The sequence below is a fragment of the Flavobacterium sp. FlaQc-57 genome (assembly GCF_044007395.1).
GTDB lineage: Bacteria > Bacteroidota > Bacteroidia > Flavobacteriales > Flavobacteriaceae > Flavobacterium.
Window position 1 is genome coordinate 166,789 of the sequence record NZ_JBIPDA010000007.1, and the last position, 17,064, is coordinate 183,852.

The 17,064-nt window shown below is 33.9% G+C and carries 18 protein-coding genes; 13 read left to right on the top strand and 5 right to left on the bottom strand.

Features of this window, described 5'->3' with window-relative positions:
• Positions 1–92 precede the first annotated feature (92 nt).
• From ACHRVZ_RS19700 to ACHRVZ_RS19740, 9 genes are all read left to right on the top strand, one after another.
• The gene (locus ACHRVZ_RS19700; protein ID WP_395424603.1) at positions 93–449 is read left to right on the top strand and encodes a DUF6769 family protein; all 357 of its coding nucleotides are present in this window, start codon (positions 93–95) and stop codon (positions 447–449) included.
• A 158-nt stretch (positions 450–607) separates the two neighbouring features.
• Entirely contained in the window at positions 608–970 is a 363-nt protein-coding gene (locus ACHRVZ_RS19705; protein ID WP_395424605.1) for a heavy-metal-associated domain-containing protein, read from the top strand.
• Between the two features lie 79 nt (positions 971–1,049).
• On the top strand, positions 1,050–1,538 hold the full coding sequence (locus ACHRVZ_RS19710) for a TlpA family protein disulfide reductase (protein WP_395424607.1): 489 nt from the start codon (positions 1,050–1,052) through the stop codon (positions 1,536–1,538).
• A 1-nt stretch (position 1,539) separates the two neighbouring features.
• Complete coding sequence (locus tag ACHRVZ_RS19715) at positions 1,540–2,067, top strand: heavy-metal-associated domain-containing protein (RefSeq protein ID WP_395424608.1); 528 nt, start codon at positions 1,540–1,542, stop codon at positions 2,065–2,067.
• A 2-nt stretch (positions 2,068–2,069) separates the two neighbouring features.
• Positions 2,070–2,876 (top strand): hypothetical protein, encoded by an 807-nt coding sequence (locus ACHRVZ_RS19720; protein WP_395424609.1) that lies wholly within the window; start codon positions 2,070–2,072, stop codon positions 2,874–2,876.
• Positions 2,877–3,215: 339 nt separating this feature from the next.
• Positions 3,216–5,189 carry a cytochrome c biogenesis protein CcdA gene (locus ACHRVZ_RS19725; RefSeq protein WP_395424610.1) on the top strand — a complete coding sequence of 658 codons (1,974 nt, stop codon included), beginning with the start codon at positions 3,216–3,218 and terminating at the stop codon, positions 5,187–5,189.
• A gap of 142 nt (positions 5,190–5,331) precedes the next feature.
• A complete protein-coding gene (locus tag ACHRVZ_RS19730; protein WP_395424612.1) occupies positions 5,332–6,180 on the top strand; it encodes a helix-turn-helix domain-containing protein in 849 nt (282 codons plus the stop codon).
• A 264-nt stretch (positions 6,181–6,444) separates the two neighbouring features.
• Positions 6,445–7,008, top strand: a complete 564-nt coding sequence (gene rclC, locus ACHRVZ_RS19735; RefSeq protein ID WP_395424614.1) for a reactive chlorine resistance membrane protein RclC — start codon at positions 6,445–6,447, stop codon at positions 7,006–7,008.
• Positions 7,009–7,012: 4 nt separating this feature from the next.
• A complete protein-coding gene (locus ACHRVZ_RS19740) occupies positions 7,013–8,023 on the top strand; it encodes a hypothetical protein (RefSeq protein ID WP_395424616.1) in 1,011 nt (336 codons plus the stop codon).
• Between the two features lie 30 nt (positions 8,024–8,053).
• Here ACHRVZ_RS19740 and ACHRVZ_RS19745 read toward each other — a convergent pair whose 3' ends face one another.
• Both ACHRVZ_RS19745 and ACHRVZ_RS19750 read right to left on the bottom strand, forming a co-directional pair.
• On the bottom strand, positions 8,054–8,476 hold the full coding sequence (locus tag ACHRVZ_RS19745) for an MgtC/SapB family protein (protein ID WP_395424618.1): 423 nt from the start codon (positions 8,474–8,476) through the stop codon (positions 8,054–8,056).
• 93 nt (positions 8,477–8,569) lie between these two features.
• Positions 8,570–9,679, bottom strand: a complete 1,110-nt coding sequence (locus tag ACHRVZ_RS19750; protein ID WP_395424621.1) for a lipase family protein — start codon at positions 9,677–9,679, stop codon at positions 8,570–8,572.
• Positions 9,680–9,954: 275 nt separating this feature from the next.
• Here ACHRVZ_RS19750 and ACHRVZ_RS19755 point away from each other — a divergent pair, with 275 nt between their 5' ends.
• From ACHRVZ_RS19755 to ACHRVZ_RS19770, 4 genes are all read left to right on the top strand, one after another.
• The gene (locus ACHRVZ_RS19755; RefSeq protein WP_395424623.1) at positions 9,955–11,421 is read left to right on the top strand and encodes a glycoside hydrolase family 130 protein; all 1,467 of its coding nucleotides are present in this window, start codon (positions 9,955–9,957) and stop codon (positions 11,419–11,421) included.
• Positions 11,422–11,564: 143 nt separating this feature from the next.
• On the top strand, positions 11,565–12,146 hold the full coding sequence (locus ACHRVZ_RS19760) for a Crp/Fnr family transcriptional regulator (RefSeq protein WP_395424624.1): 582 nt from the start codon (positions 11,565–11,567) through the stop codon (positions 12,144–12,146).
• 99 nt (positions 12,147–12,245) lie between these two features.
• The gene (locus tag ACHRVZ_RS19765) at positions 12,246–12,737 is read left to right on the top strand and encodes a YybH family protein (RefSeq protein ID WP_395424626.1); all 492 of its coding nucleotides are present in this window, start codon (positions 12,246–12,248) and stop codon (positions 12,735–12,737) included.
• Positions 12,738–12,742: 5 nt separating this feature from the next.
• Positions 12,743–13,396 carry an NADPH-dependent F420 reductase gene (locus ACHRVZ_RS19770; RefSeq protein ID WP_395424628.1) on the top strand — a complete coding sequence of 218 codons (654 nt, stop codon included), beginning with the start codon at positions 12,743–12,745 and terminating at the stop codon, positions 13,394–13,396.
• A gap of 114 nt (positions 13,397–13,510) precedes the next feature.
• Here ACHRVZ_RS19770 and ACHRVZ_RS19775 read toward each other — a convergent pair whose 3' ends face one another.
• The 3 genes from ACHRVZ_RS19775 to ACHRVZ_RS19785 form a co-directional block, all read right to left on the bottom strand.
• Positions 13,511–14,512, bottom strand: coding sequence for an isoaspartyl peptidase/L-asparaginase family protein (locus ACHRVZ_RS19775; RefSeq protein WP_395424631.1), 1,002 nt, complete (start codon positions 14,510–14,512; stop codon positions 13,511–13,513).
• Between the two features lie 101 nt (positions 14,513–14,613).
• Complete coding sequence (locus ACHRVZ_RS19780; RefSeq protein WP_395424633.1) at positions 14,614–15,516, bottom strand: ROK family protein; 903 nt, start codon at positions 15,514–15,516, stop codon at positions 14,614–14,616.
• Positions 15,517–15,602: 86 nt separating this feature from the next.
• Positions 15,603–17,063, bottom strand: a complete 1,461-nt coding sequence (locus ACHRVZ_RS19785) for a glycoside hydrolase family 125 protein (protein ID WP_395424635.1) — start codon at positions 17,061–17,063, stop codon at positions 15,603–15,605.
• Position 17,064: the final 1 nt, after the last annotated feature.

Sequence of the window (17,064 nt, forward strand, 5' to 3'; positions counted from 1 at the left end):
GTATCTCCAGAGCAACTCTTGACCTCTTTTAAAATTTTTACAAAAAAATTAACAAGCTAACCGAACAAATAAAAATATCTTTGCTTTCAATTATGACAAAAAAGTTTTACATATTGCTGTTCGTTACACTTGGTTTCCTTATGGGACCAACTTTGACGTATGCACATGGAACAAAAAAAGAAATGTCATGTTGTAAAAAAGAATCTACAGTAAAAGACTGTTGCAAGAAAAAAGATTCTAAAGAAAAAGGTCACGACTGCGACAAAGGTTGTTTAGGAAATTCTTGTAGTTCTCCAACGGCTTCTTGTGGTTTTTCACCGATGGCACTTTTTCAAACAGAAAACAGCTCACTTTTTAGCTTTTCTGAAAAAAAACAAAATTACTATTACTCAGAAATCTTTATTTCTTCAGATTTCCGTTCTATCTGGCTTCCACCTAAAATAAGCTAGATTTATTTCCTGACAGCCATAAGTCTGTCCTATTCAAAGTCTGTTTTTACAGCAAAAAATCATTTAAATTTTAATCCAATTCTATTTTCAGAACTAGCAGTATTTGCTATGGTTTCTGTTGTATTTCAGGATTAATTCATTCTAAAAAATTACATACAATGAACTCAATAAAAAAATTATTGATGGTAATGACTTTATTACTATCTGTTACTTTCGCGAGCGCGCAAATCAAAAATAAAACTACTGAAACTGTAAAAATCAATGGCAATTGCGGAATGTGCAAAAAGACCATCGAAACAGCCGCAAACATTGATAATGTTGCTAAAGTAAACTGGAACAAAGACACTAAAATCGCTACCGTAACTTACGATGCAAAGAAAACTAATCTGGATACAATACTAAAACGTGTTGCAGATGCAGGATATGATAATGAGAAATTTACTGCTTCAAATACTTCTTACGACGGGTTGCACGGATGTTGCCAATACGATAGAGACGCCAGTCCTAAAAAAGCAAAGTAATCATCAGTAAATCATAAAAAACTTGTCCGTAATATCAAGTTTTAAAAACAATTACGGACAAGTATTTAAACAAAATATCATGTTCAAAATAAAAAATATAATCACATTATTCACTCTTATAGCCACTGTTTCTATTGCAAGTGCGCAAATAAAAATAGGAGATTCTTTTCCGGATGTTCAGCTTCAAAATGATAAGAATGTTACAATCAAACTCAATTCTTTTAAAGGAAAAACAGTTCTAGTAGATTTTTGGGCTTCATGGTGCGCGCCTTGCCGAATGGCCAATAAAAACTTAGTAAAAATGTATGACCAATATAAAGGTCAGAATTTTGAGATCGTTGGAATATCAATCGATAACGACAAAACAAAATGGTTAAAAGCCATTGAAAAAGATAAAATGAAGCACCAGCAATTGATAGACCCTAAAGGTTTTGACGCCAAAACGGCTGTAACTTTTGGAGTTGATGCCTTGCCTTCAACCTTTCTTTTTGATGCATCAGGAAAACTGATCGCTATAAACCCAACTGAAGCTCAAATAATTGCTCAAATCAAAAAAAACAAAAAATAAAATGAAAACCCTAAATATAAAATTCATCGCCGTAGCACTTGTACTATTATTAACTGGTGTAAACTCCTATTCTCAAACTACAAAAGTCGAAATTATGGCAACAGGACTAACGTGTTCTATGTGCTCGAATGCGATAAACAAACAATTAAAATCGTATACTGAAGTAGACAGTATTGGTACCGATTTAAACACCAATACCTTTACGGTTTACTTTAAAAAAGACCAATCATTACAACCTAAAGTCTTGAAAAATGCGGTCGAAAAAGCAGGTTTCTTTGTAGGTTCTATGGTTTTGACAGCAAAATTCCATACCGATAAAATTGAGGATAATACAACTCTAAAAGTCGATGATGCAACTTATAATTTCATCGATATTAAAACCCCTGTAGCTCATGCAGAAGCAAAATACAGAATTTTAAATAAAGGTTTTGTAACCCAAAAAGAATACAAAAAACTACTAAAATCATATTCTAAATACCCCGATTATGCAGTAGAAAATGAAAATGAGTATTATCTAAAAGCACTATAAAAATGAAATATCTGTCAATAATTTTATTATTCTTTGTTTCATACAATATAGATGCACAAGAATTATTTGTAGTAACCGAACCCGCCAGTAATGCTCCGGCGGGTTCTATTGGGGTTCGTGTTGGGCAATCACTTATGGATAATAAATTCGAAAGTGGTTCAATGTACAATCTAACACCAGAAGTTACTTGGGGAATCAATAAAAATTTAATGGTTCGTACCTCAGCTTTTTTGAGCAATCAAGACAACGGATTTGGACTTAAAGGTGGTGGTTTTTATGCCAAATACAGGTTTTTTTCTGTAGATGATTTACAGAGTCATTTCAGAATGGCAGCTTTTGGGCGCTACAGTTATAACAACTCCTTTTTTAATCAGGAAGCGATCGATTTAGCTAACGGAAATTCGGGTTACGAAGCTGGTTTAGTAGCAACGCAATTAATTCATAAAGTAGCTTTGAGTTCTTCTGTAAGTTATGTGCGTGCGCTTAACAATCCTGATTATAGTTTTCCGGATGCTTTGGGTAAAAATGCTATAAACTATACTTTCTCGGTTGGTAAATTAATGTATCCAAAAAAATATACGAGTTTTAAACAAACCAATATTAATGCGATGCTTGAATTTACGGGACAAACAATAACCGAAAACGGAAAATCATATATGGATGTCGTTCCTTCGATTCAGTTTATCATTAATAGTCAGGCTAGAATTGACCTTGCTTACAAAAAACAATTGTATAGCTCGATGGAGCGCGCCGCAACTGATGGTATTTTTCTGAAATTGGAATATACTTTTTTCAACGTGACGAAATAAATTACTTTTTTAAGATTTTAATTAGCTAATAAATTTTATTTCACGCAGATTTTAAAAAGATTTAAGCTGATTTACACAGATTTAATTTTATAAAAAATCTGCCGATTCTGCAAAATCTGCGTGAGAAAAAATCTTTTTAATCTATAGCTAAATTTATTTCACGCAGATCTAAAAAAATTTAAGCTGATATGTGCAGATTTTTTATAAAATTAAAATCTGCTCTAATCTGCCGAATCTGCGTGAAACAAAAATCCTTTTTAATCTGTGACTAAAAAATAATTTAGCACACAGAAAAATCAAACTATCACCAGAACAAATCGTTCTGATTAAACATATAAAATGAAGAAAATCTTTTATTTATTATTTCTGGTTTTTGCTTTTTTTAAAGCCGAAGCACAGATTATCAATCCGGTAAAATGGGAAGCTTCAATTGAGAAAAAATCCAACTCTGAATTTGTTCTTTCTTTTAAAGGAAATATCGAATCGGGCTGGCATGTATACTCTCAATTTACTCCAGAAGATGGTCCGCTTCCTGCCGAATTCCTTTTTCATGATAACAAAAACAATTATGAACTTGTTGGAAAAGCAACCGAAAGTGAAACCAAACGTGAGTTTAATGACGTTTTTGGTGTCGATGAAATCTTCTTTTCTGACAAAGTTGTTTTTACACAATTAATCAAACAAATTAATCCTGCGAAAGAAATTATACAAGTAGAACTTTCATATCAGGTTTGTAAAGAAAACTGTATTAGCGAAAGCAAATATTTTGAGTTTAATCTTAAAACGCTTGAAGCGAAAGAAATTCAGGCTGCAGATATTTCAAACGAAAAAACTACCAAAACAGATGCAAAAACTGCAGTAGAAAAACAGCCCAAATCTGAGAAATCTAATTCTAGTTTGTACATGATTTTCTTTATTGCTTTCTTATCCGGATTTGCGGCATTGCTTACGCCTTGCGTGTTTCCAATGATTCCGATGACGGTAAGTTTCTTTACAAAACAAAGTAAAACCAAAGCTAAAGGAATCAAAAATGCCATTATTTATGGTATTTCAATCATCTTAATTTATGTATTTCTAGGAACTGTAATTACCTTAATTTTTGGTGCAGACGCGCTAAATGCATTATCTACCAATGTTTGGTTTAATGTTATTTTCTTTGTGTTATTGGTTGTATTTGCTTTATCGTTTTTAGGTGCTTTCGAAATTATGTTACCCAATTCATGGGCAAATAAAGTCGATCGTCAAGCGGATAAAGGTGGAATATTAGGAATCGTATTCATGGCGTTGGCGCTTGCAATTGTTTCGTTTTCTTGTACTGGACCAATTATCGGAACTTTATTGGTTGAAGCGGCTTCTAAAGGCGGAATTGCCCCAATTGTTGGAATGTTAGGTTTTTCATCTGCTTTAGCATTACCATTTATGTTGTTTGCTATGTTCCCGGGTTGGTTAAATACTTTACCAAAATCTGGCGGATGGCTGAATACTGTAAAGGTGTTTTTAGGTTTTCTGGAACTGGCTTTGGCATTTAAATTTTTATCGAATGCCGATTTAGTTTTGCAATTGCATTGGTTCGAAAGAGAAATATTCTTAGCCATTTGGATCGCGATATTTGGTACTTTGGCATTCTACTTATTCGGAAAAATAACTTTACCGCACGATTCTCCTTCGTCATCTATTTCAGTAGGACGATTGTCTGTTGGATTGGTGGTTTTAGTCTTTACAATTTATATGATTCCGGGTTTATGGGGCGCACCTTTAAAATTAATTAGTGGCTTCCCTCCTCCAATGACCTATAGCGAATCTCCGTATGCCGTAGGTGGTTCTAACCGCGAAACTACATCATCCGCGAAAGCGTTACCAGACGGAGCGCATAAAGGTCCGCATGATATTATGGCTTTTACCGATTATGAAAAAGGATTGGCTTATGCCAAAAGTGTAAACAAACCTATTCTTTTGGATTTCACAGGATTTGCTTGTGTAAATTGCCGAAAAATGGAAGATTACGTTTGGTCTGATCCACGTATTTTATCCATCTTAAATAATAAAGTTGTTTTAATTTCTTTGTATGTTGATGACAAAAGAGAATTGCCAATCGAAGAACAATATGTCTCGAAAGAAACTGGCAAAAAAATAACGTCAATAGGAAATAAATGGAGTGATTTTCAGATTACACGTTACAAAGCAAATGCTCAACCGTATTATATTATATTGGATACCAATGAAAAAAGCTTGAATAAAGCCACTGGATATACACCAGACATTGCCGAATATGAGCAATGGCTGAAATCTGGTATTGACCAATTTCAGAAATAAAAAAACTGCCCGAAGAGTAATTTTCGGGCAGTTTCTTTTTATGTTGAATTACAAAAGAAAATGAGCCTCAAACAAAGAATAATGTTCTAACTTTGAGTATTACTTTAAAAACAGAAGATAAAGTCTTCAGTTGAAATAACTAATGGAAGATAAACAAACCAATCAAAAAGGCTGCATTATTCAGGAATGCAACACAGATTACATCAATCAAATTGGAGGTTCTCCGCTGTATAATATCTTTCTTTTGGAAGGAAGCGGAAAAGTAAGTGTCGATTTAGTCGAATATTCTTTTGAAGGCAAAATTGTCTTGTTTACAACACCATATCAAATTATTTATTTTGATACAGAACAGCCGATTGCAACAAAAAGACTCCAATTTCATGGTGATTTTTATTGTATAGAATATCATAAAAAAGAAGTGGCTTGTAACGGTCTTTTATTCAACAATATTTACCAACAAACCTATATAAATCTTGAAACAGAGGATTATATAGAAATGGATAATATTCTACAGAAATTGAATATTGAACTCGAAGATACCAGCAATTACGCGACTGCAGTTGTAAAAGCCTATTTGCAATTGATTCTGGCTTTATGCAGCAAAATTAAATCGAAAGAAATTATTATTGCTGAAGAAAAAACAACCAATCATCCGTTAATGAAGTTTAAGACATTGCTGGAAAATAATTTCCATAAAGAAAGACAGCCTTCGTTTTATGCGGAACAAATGGGATTATCTCCCAATAATTTTTCAAAGATTTGTAAACAGCATTTTTTAAAATCACCTTCGACTTTAATTCATCAAAGAGTGATACTGGAATGCAAAAAACTGATTCACCTTAGTTATAAAAGCATGAAAGAAATTGCTGCCGAATTAAATTTTGATGATGAGAATTATTTTAGCCGTTATTTTAAAAAACACACCGGAATTACACCTACTGCTTTTCGGGAAAATGTTGGAATATCGATCGTGGCAGATTTGTCTAGGTAATTGCCACATCTGTCCATTGTGACTGCTTTAGAGTAACACTAATTTTGTAAATAAAACCCGTTAGTTAGAATTGTAAAAAAATAATCTAACACATAGAAACATAGATTTTATGTTTAAAAAAGGAGACAAAAAGAAACATGTTTCTTCCACATAGCTCAGCTATGTGTATTTAAAAAAAGTGAAACGTCTAATCTTCGGCTGTAAAAGCTATGTTTCTATGTGTTGAAAATAATTATACCCAACGGGTTCTATAAATTTAAAACTATGAAAATGTTATCAATCTTAGCAAATTTACAAGGTCAGTTTTTTAATTTAATGCGAATTGCCATCTTTATTGTTATGGTATGGATTGGCGGACTTAAAGCTTTTCAATATGAAGCGGACGGAATTGTTCCTTTTGTAGCCAACAGCCCTTTGATGAGTTTCTTTTATCATAATCCGAGTGAATATAAGGATCATAAAAATAAGGAAGGTGAAATGGTTGCAAAGAATATTGAATGGAATACTCAAAACGGAACTTATACTTTTTCATATCTTTTAGGAACTGTTATTGTAATTATTGGTTTGTTGACTTTATTCGGTATTTTTAATAATCGTTTAGGTCTTATTGGTGGATTACTCACCGCTGGTATGGCATTGGTCACACTTACTTTTTTAATTACTACTCCAGAAACCTGGGTTCCTAATTTAGGCGGCGATATGGCAACACCTCAATATGGTTTTCCTTATCTTTCCGGAGCGGGTCGATTGGTTGTAAAAGATATTATTATGTTGGCTGGTGGTTTAATTGTAGCTTCTGATTGTGCTAAAAAACTTTTGAAAGACTAAAAACGTGAATAAAATCAAATTAATTCGTTACGTCTTTGCGCTCCTTATGATTGCCTTGATGGTTGGAGTTTCTGAGTGGCTTGGAGAGAAAGAAATTTTGTTTCCTGAAATGGCGGCTTTGGTGCTCGGTTTATGGGTTATCGACAAAAAAATATGGACGATTAGCAGGCCAATGCTTGTTATGTTGATGACAACTTGTTCTTTTTTCGGAATTTTACTTGTCTGTTGTTCTCCGTTCCCGCTTTTAGTAAATATTGCCATTTCATTTGTCTACACTTCTCTTTGTCTCATTGTAACACGTACATCATTAATCCCAATAACCTCAGCCACAATGTTGCCTGTATTACTGGGAACGGATTCATTAATTTACCCTATTTCTGTTTTTGTTATGAGTGTTTTGGTTGTTTCAGGGCAATGGCTTTTGGAAAAAAAAGGCTTGCGGCACGTTGTTGCTTTAGAGAAAAAAAGAGGACATTATAAACACAATACAAAACATTGGATTAGATTACTCTTTTGGCTGTTGCTTATTGCTGCCATTCCGGTTTATACTGATAAAGTGTATTTTATTGTACCGCCATTAGTGGTAATGTTTATAGAATTTAGTTCTTCATCATCTGGTTTTCGCAATCGCCCTTTGCAAGTTTATTTTGTAGTTATAATTGCCGCAATTTTAGGAACATTGTCTCAGCATTATCTACATACCATTTTGGGAATTTCTCAAATATATACTGTGCTAATGCTATTTATATGTCTTTTTCTTCTTTTTGAAATTGTCGGAAAACCATTTGCTCCGGCTTGTGCTGTTGCTTTGGTTCCAATGATTATTCCACAACAAAAAGTATTGTATTACCCAGGTCAGGTAGCGATTGGTGCGGCAGTATTTTTGTTTGTGTCGATGGTCTTTTTTCTAAAATGCTATCGCTGGAAACGCGAACATCTTTTGGTATGTTTTGTTCCTGATTTTTTTAGAAGAAGAATAGAACGCCCAAATCGAAAAGAAAGAAACAGTCAATAAAAAGTGGCAGAATTTAAAATTAAATAAATCTTATTTTCTATTCTTCAACCATTCCTCGAGAGGTTCAATTACAGTATTTACGGTAATTACCAAAAATGTACAAATTAAGGCTTCAATAAAATAACCCGAAGCGGCAATACAACCAATAGCGGCACTACACCATATTGTTGCTGCAGAATTTAATCCGTGTACATTGGGCCCTTCTCTAAAAATAACTCCGGCACCCAGAAATCCAACTCCCATAACAACTTGGGCGGTAATACGGGTTACATCAATATTGGGTGCTGTCTCAGCTACTTTTATAGACAACAACACAAAAGCAGCTGCTCCTGTTGCGACCAGCATATTGGTTTTTAGCCCTGTTTCTTTATGATGCCATTGTCTTTCAAAACCTATAATCAATCCGGCCAATGTAGCCATACCAAGTCGCATTAAAAACTCTGTTGTACTCATTTTATAGCATATAGAATTATCTAGTTTCCTTTATTTAAAAAAGCAAAAATCGCATTATATAAAGGTATTTAAAAATATTAAATATCTTAAATTTTAATTGTATTCAAGCTGATTAAGTAAATACAAATAAGGCGGAAAAGAATGATGGATCATTAAATCCTTACTATTATTAGGAAACTTTTCGTAATACACTGTATCATTTGGATTTGGGTAAAGAACAATCGTATTACCGGTACGGACATAATTGTTACTGTTGTAAAATTCCGGAGGAACAAATTCCGGCAAGTACGTTTTTACTCTTTTTGCCATTTCTGTTCCTAGTAATTTCTGATATGTTTTTACAGTCTTACGGGAAGGATTTGTTAACTTTCCATATACCATATTCAAGAACATTCGTTTGAATAAAGTCTGTTGCTTTATTGTTTCTTCTACCAACGGAATTGGACTTACTATTGGCAAATCCTCCGGCATTTCGACAGAAAAAGGGGTTTGAGGAACCCAATCTGCGGCACTCACAACATTATATGCCCAGCCATTTTGAGTCTTACGTTCGTAATCATAAGCAAAATATAAATTACCGGGTTTTGGTGCAGCGCTACAATAGGTTTTAAAACGAATATCAGCAGGCAAAACGCCTTTGCTTTGCAGATTATAAAAATGAGCTGTAAGCAAATAACTGATTCCGCCACCCTGACTATGCCCCATAACGATGAAATTTTTGATCCCGGCTTTATAACAGGAATCAATCTTTGGAACCATTTCTTTAGAAAGGAAAGCAGTACTTAAAAGATACCCCGTATGAACTGCCGCATTTTTATTCGATGATAATTCATATTTAAAAGTTTCCGAATTAGATATTTTTAATTCGCCTTTAGCGGGAGTCATCGCTGCATAAAGATTTGCAAGCCAGCTTTCCCCTTTTTCAGTAGTTCCTCTTGTGCATATTACCGCTGTATTACCATCTTTTAGCCATAATTCCCAAAGATTATCGAGTCCCACAGGTTTACTTTTATACAACAGTTTTGAATGTTCGGGTAACGGAATATCTTTTGCTTTTTCTGGCGATTCTGTTGATCTTGTAGCAATATAAATTAGCTCTTTATACTCTGCTTTATCAAATCCGGGCTTTAAATTTTGCGCCATACTTTGTAAAAAAGGGAGCAAAACAAATAAAAAAACTGTAACTGATTTTAAAAATTTCATAAGTATAAAGTGTTAATTTGTACTGCCAACTGTTTAATACAGGATTTTTACCTATCCTACATTTAATTAGCAAATTTATCTTACAATAAATATACTTATTATTTTAAGGAAAATAACGATTCTGTAATAAAATTAAAGGACTTAAGTCTTTCTTACAACAAACCAACAAATACTGTAAATCAAATATTTATATCCGCTTTATTTATTTTTTCGTAAATTTGAGATAAGAGCTAAATCATAAGTTCCTTATTTTATTCTAATTAAAAAATAAAACTATGCGTGTTCCCGTCATCCGAAAAAACATACTGTTCAGCCCAGATTCCAAAAGAGTCGTTGCCCGATATTTTATGAATGGCGATGAGCGAACCCAACAAATGGTAGCTCGCATAATGACACTTGATGAAAAGCAAGTCGTCGATACCTTAGAACATACACTTCGTGAATTTGCAAGACGTCATCGAAATATCTCGAGCATTTTTCTTAAACATTTTGGAAAAATTAAAGGGATAATTGATGCAATGCAAATCAACCACGATGCCATGTCATTAGACCGAAAAATGCTGATTGGATCCTACTGCACGATGGAATATGCAATAGAATCTGCGGCAATTTTTAATCCCTCTATTATTGAAGACTTCGATCAATCGGATTTGCAAATGGGTGAAAAACGTGTTATCATTTCTTTTCGTGCCACTGGCGAAGGTCATATTTCATCCATTGTATTTAGGAGAGGAATTCTCGATAAGGATAATAATCTTCAGGTAATGAAAATTGGTCACAATATTGACAAAGCCGAGATTGTACACAAAACATTGTACAATAAAGAACGCTTTTTAACAAAGCTGGGAGAAATGCACACACACGACAAATACACTACACAAATCATGCAGGATCTTCCGGATGAATTTGAGTATGCGGTATTAAAAAGCATTGTAAATCATGCATTGACTGATCCGTCGATTCGCCAGGAAAGAAGAACGGCACTCGAAGAAGTAATGTGGTTAGCCGATTCGTTTTATGATTTGCAATTCAAACATGATTCTGATATTACTGAACGTGTTATATTCCCGATATCCGATTCTGAAAGTAAAGGTATCGAAGACGCTCGTTTTGTTCGCTTTGTCGATGATGATCAATCTGATAGAGTTATGGCAACTTATACAGCTTATAATGGTCACGCCATTCTCCCTAAACTTATTTCTACCGAAGACTTTTATTCCTTTCGGGTAATGCCCTTACATGGAGTTGGTGCTCAAAATAAAAATCTGGCATTATTCCCCAGAAAAATCAATGGAAAATATGCTATGCTTTCCAGAATAGACGGTGTAAACAATTACATCATGTATTCAGACAGAACCACACAATGGAATACTCCTATTCTTCTGCAAGAACCACGATATACCTGGGAATTTACACAAATTGGAAATTGTGGCTCTCCACTTTGGACGGAAGAAGGCTGGCTTGTTATAACACACGGCGTAGGCGCTATGAGACGTTATTGCATTGGAGCATCGCTATTTGATCTTGATGATCCGTCAAAGGAAATTGGAAGACTAAAAGAACCTTTACTTTCGCCCCTGGAAGACGAACGAGAAGGTTATGTTCCGAATGTTGTGTATTCCTGCGGTGCAATTATTCATAATAACAGTCTAATATTGCCTTATGCCGTATCAGATTATTCGTCGACTTATGCTATTGTAGATATGGTTGAATTAATAGATGCTTTGAAAAAAAGTAAATAATGTTTTGTAAAGAATCTTCGTTTAAATTATTTTATATTAGCTTTTGTAAAAAAATATAATGACACAATGCTACCAGAAGTAACAGATAGAAATTATTAATAACTTCTTTAAAAAAAGCGATTGTCAATTCTTAAAAAAACATAGTGCCAGTAGACAAACTCATATCACATTTTGATAATTATCTTCCTCTTGACAATAAGGAGAAAGAAGAATTGAGTAATCGTTTAATTGAAAAAAATATCAAACGAAGACAATTTTTACTTCAGGAAAATGATGTTTGCAGACATTATACTTTTGTTATTTCCGGGCTTTTTAAAATGTATGCCGTTGATAAAAACGGAACAGAACATAATATACAATTTGCCTCTGAAAATGAATGGATTACTGATATTGGTAGTTTTCATTCTGATCAGCCAAGCCGACTTTATATTGAAGCCATAGAACCTTCGGTTATACTGCAAATTGAAAAATCGAATCTTTTATATCTTTATACTCATTATCCAAAATTTGACCGAAACTTTAGAGTAATTATTGAAAATAAGTTCATTGAACTTGAAAATAGAGTTTTGCAAAACATTAGTTCTACTGCTGAAGAAAGGTATCAGACTTTTTTAGGTCAATATCCGAGACTTTCTAACCGACTTCCTAATACTCAAATAGCATCTTATCTTGGTATAACGCCTGAATTTTTGAGTAAAATCCGTAATAACATTGCTAAAAAGTAATTTACCCTTAATATAGTTTAAGGGTATTTCTTAAACTTGTTTATAAGTGTTACGTTTCTGTTTGTTTCACCTTTGTAATGTAATTAAAACATTATAAAAATGAAAAAAATACTAATACCAATTTCTTTGCTTTTCCTAATGGCAAGCTTTGAAAATCCAACAGAAAATAAATCCGTAACAAACAATTTAAAACAAGTAAAAATGAATACAACAGCAGAAAAAACAGCTATAGAAAAATTACTTTTCTCTTATCGTGATGCGTTAAATACATCAGATGTCTCAAAAGTTTTATCATTATACACACAAGACGGTGTGTTTATGCCTACTAATGCTCCAACGGCAAAAGGCCAACAACAATTAAAAGATTCGTATGAGTTTGTATTTAAATCAATACAATTGAATATTGAGTTTTTTATTGAAGAAATAAACATAAGTGGAGATACTGCTTATGCTGTAACGAATTCAAAAGGCACAACATTAATTCATGCTAATGGGCAAACTGTTCCGGAAGAAAACAGAGAATTATTTGTACTGGCAAAAGAAAACGGAAAATGGAAAATTGCCCGCTATATGTTTAACAAAACAAAATAATCAAGATGAAAATAGGGATTTTAGGAACTGGTCAAGTTGGAAATTTGATAGGTTCAAGATTAATCGAAAATGGACATCAGGTAATGATTGGCGGTAGAGAAGCAAATAATGAACGAGGCTTAGCATTTTTAAAAAACAACTCAGAAAATGCCTCTTATGGAACATTTGAAGAAGCGTCTTTTTTTGGAGAAATTATTTTTAATGCTACTAATGGTAGATTCGCATTGGATGCATTGAAACTTTGTAATACCGATTTTGAAGGCAAAATCATTATTGATGTAGCAAATCCTTTAGATTTCTCAACAAAACCGCCAACATTAATCCCTGAATTTGCAAATACAAATTCAATTGGAGAATCAATTCAAAATCTTTTTCCCAAAGCAAAAGTTATTAAAACGCTTAATACTTTAGGAATGGCTCTTGCTGTAAATCCAAAGCAACTTAATGATGGAGATCATTCTGTGTTTGTGGCAGGTAATGACGAAAATGCCAAAATAAAAACAAAGACACTTTTAACTGAGTTCGGTTGGAACGTTGAAAATCTTAATGATATTGGCGATATTACTGCATCAAGAGCAATGGAATCTTATTTAATTCTAATGATTAGACTTTCAATGTCGTTGAACGTCCCAATGCTGAATATAAAAGTGATTAAATAATTTGAAACTATGTTAAGTAACATTCTTTTAAAATAAAAAAATGCGCAAAAGTCAAAGACAATTGCGCATTTTAAAACAATTAACTCTTTACTGAGTCAACCAAAATATATTTTCTTACTTCAAGAAATGATCTGCATCGATTAAGCGATTTCCTGTATCATCGCAAACAGCGTAATTAAATCCGCCCTGAACGCAATATGAACCATACTCGCCGGCTTTATTCAAAGCAATAAAACCTACCTGAATATCTTTTAAATCTTTGTTTCTATTCTTAGTTAGTTTTACGATTCTTGCGACAGCTTCTTCGCACGCTTTTTGAGGAGATTTACCTTGACGCATTAATTCTACAACCAAATGACAACCCGAAATTCTGATTACTTCTTCGCCATGACCTGTTGCTGTAGCAGCGCCAATTTCATTATCAACATATAAACCTGCTCCAATAATTGGTGAATCACCCAAACGTCCGTGCATTTTAAATGCCATTCCGCTTGTTGTACACGCGCCCGAAAGATTTCCGTTGGCATCCAAAGCAATCATTCCAATTGTATCGTGATTTTCGATGTTTGCAATTGGCTTGTAATTACTGTCTTTCAGCCATTCTTTCCATTCTTTTTCAGACTCTTCAGTTAACAGATTTTCTTTTTTAAAACCTTGTGATAGTGCAAATTGCAAAGCTCCATCACCAACTAACATTACGTGAGGCGTTTTTTCCATAACGGCTCTTGCAACTGAGATTGGGTGTTTTATATGTTCTAAACAACCCACTGAACCAATATTGGCATTTTCATCCATAATACAGGCGTCCAGCGTAACGCGACCATCTCTGTCCGGGCGTCCGCCATAACCTACGCTTCTCTCTTTGGGATCGCCTTCAGGAATTTTAACTCCAGCTTCGACCGCATCCAAAGCAGTTCCTTTATTTTTTAAAACTTCCCAGGCAGCATCGTTTGCAGGAATTCCAAATCGCCATGTAGAAAGTACGATTGGTTTCTTTCCTTTTTTAGATACTACTATTTTTTCTTCTTCAGAATCTGTATTAAAAGATTGCAACGCTACAGATACTGAGGCTATTGCTGCCGTTTTTATAAAATTTCTGCGATTTGAATTTGACATGTCTTTTTTATTAGTCAATTATTTTTTTGCCACAGATTAAAGAATTTCAAATGATTTTTAATCTGTGGCGAAATTTATTTACTATCTAAATTTATAAAAAACTAAGCTTTATAAAGCATACTTGCAGCTCCTAACAAAGCAGCAACTTCGTTGTCTGTAGAAATATCTACTGTAACTTCAAGACCTGCTTCTTTAATTTTTGCATGGAAACTTGGCAGAAAAAATTCGCTCGCATTGGCAATCTTTCCTCCAATAATAAAACCATCTGCTTCAAATTTTTCTAACCACGGAATTACAACTGCTGCCAAATCTTCTCCCATTTGTTCAAAGGTTTTTATAGCCTCTGTGTCTCCGGTTTCTGCCAAATTAAAAAGCTCTAAACCATTGTTTACTTTTTTTCCACTTAAAGCGAAATACCCGGCTAAAAGTCCGCGTGCCGAAACATAATCTTCTGCCATACCTTCTTTATGAGGAAGGTTGTAAATTTCTCCGTCGGTTGGAACTAAATTTCCGGTTGAAACTGATACTCCTTTGTCTATAAAACAAGCTCCAAGTCCTGTTCCTAAAGTAATTGCCATCACTTTTTTCGAAAGATTGTCTGCGTCTTTAAAAACTTCTCCTTTACCAAAACAAACGGCATCGTTTTCAAAAAGAATTGGAAAATCGCCAGAAAGGTCAAGTTTGTCCAGAAATAAATCACGAACATTTAATCCATAAAAATGTTCATACTTAGACTGTTCTTTTATCCAGCAAACTCCATTTGTGTAATCAAATGGTCCCGGCATACACACTGCTAATCCAGAAGTTTTTTCGACTTTAGAATTCTTAAATGAAGTGCGAATTGCTTTTTCCCAAATATCCATAACTTCATTTACTGGCATATTAGAATCAAAAGATTCTTTATGTACCGAAAAATCCATCACTTTCATATCTACTATATCAATAACCGCTGCGGTAATATGTGTGCCTCCAATGTCTAATCCAACGGCATATTCTTTATTCATTCTTTTGTATTTTGGATTTGAATCCTCTAGAGATTAAGAAATTTTAGCTTTGTTTTTATTAATCTCTAAAGGATAAATATTCTGTTTTAAATGTTTTTATCTTTTAATATTTGTGGATAATGAATGCTTGTATGAACAATCATTTCTCCAAATAATGTATTTGCCCAGGCAAACCATTTTCTGGTAAACTTTGTTACATCGTCTTTATGGAACGACTCGTGCATAAATCCTGTGTCGGCATTTGTTTTGATTAAATTGCTAATACAATGTTTGATCTCATTTTCGTCGACACTTGTAATGGCTCTCAAAACAATACTCATTGGCCAAATTGTGTCTGTTCCTGTGTGCGGTCCACCTACTCCTTCGCCTGCTTTTCCTTTGTAGAAAAATGGATTGTTTTCTGAAAGTACTACTTTTCGCGTGTTCAAATAAAGTTGGTTATCAGGCTCGATTGCTCCTAAATAAGGTAATGATAATAATGAAGGAACGTTGGCGTCATCCATCATATGGAAACTTCCGTATCCGTTTACTTCAAAAGCAATTATTTTTCCGAATTTTGGATGATCAATAATGGCGTTTTCTTCTAAACCTTTCTGAACTTGTCCTTGCATTTCTTTTGCTTTAGCAACTAAATCTTTATCTAATAAAGCTGGTAAAGAGAAAATTTCCTGAAGATATCCTAATACTTCAATAGCAAACATATTACTCGGAATTAAATACCCGAACAAAGTACTATCGTCACTTGGTCTAAAAGTCGAAACTATTAATCCGCATGGTTTTACAGGATATCCGTAACCACCAAGAGGAACTCCATCTGTTGCCCAAGCTGTTACTCGTTGGAAATTATAAGGTCCTTTATCTGTCCAACGTTGTTGTTCTTTGAAAGTTTGCAAAACCAAAAGCATGGCTTCTTTCCATTTACTATCGAACAAGCTAATATCTCCGGTTGCTGCCCAATATCCGTGTGCCAATCGTATTGGGTAACACAAACTGTCAATTTCCCATTTGCGCTCGTGAATTCCAGGCTGCATTTTGGTCATGTCATTCTTCCACTCGCTTACCTGATTGAAATCTTTGTAAAATGCGTTCGCATAAGGATCCAGTAAAATACATTTTGTCTGACGGTTAATCACACCTTTTACCAATTCAGCCAGTTTTTTGTCTTCTTTTATAAATGGAATATACGGCCAAATTTGAGCTGTACTGTCTCGCAGCCACATTGCATCAATATCTCCTGTAATTACATATGTATCAGGTTTTCCGTCGATAATTTCAAAATCGACAGTTGTGTCTAGTGTATTTGGAAAACAGTTTTCGAACAGCCAAGCCAATTCTGGATTTGCTATTTGTTTTTTGATTCTAACAATAGCAGCTTCAATTGCTTTACTTGTAAATTTTCTTTCAGCCAATGGAGGCCTTTTGGTAATAAAATCTTTCAATGCAAAATTGAAAGTATCTGATTGCATTCCAAAAGCATCTGTTTGAATAGCTAATAATCCTGCTGAAAAAATTCCTGCGTTTTTTATAAATTTTCTACGTGATTGCATA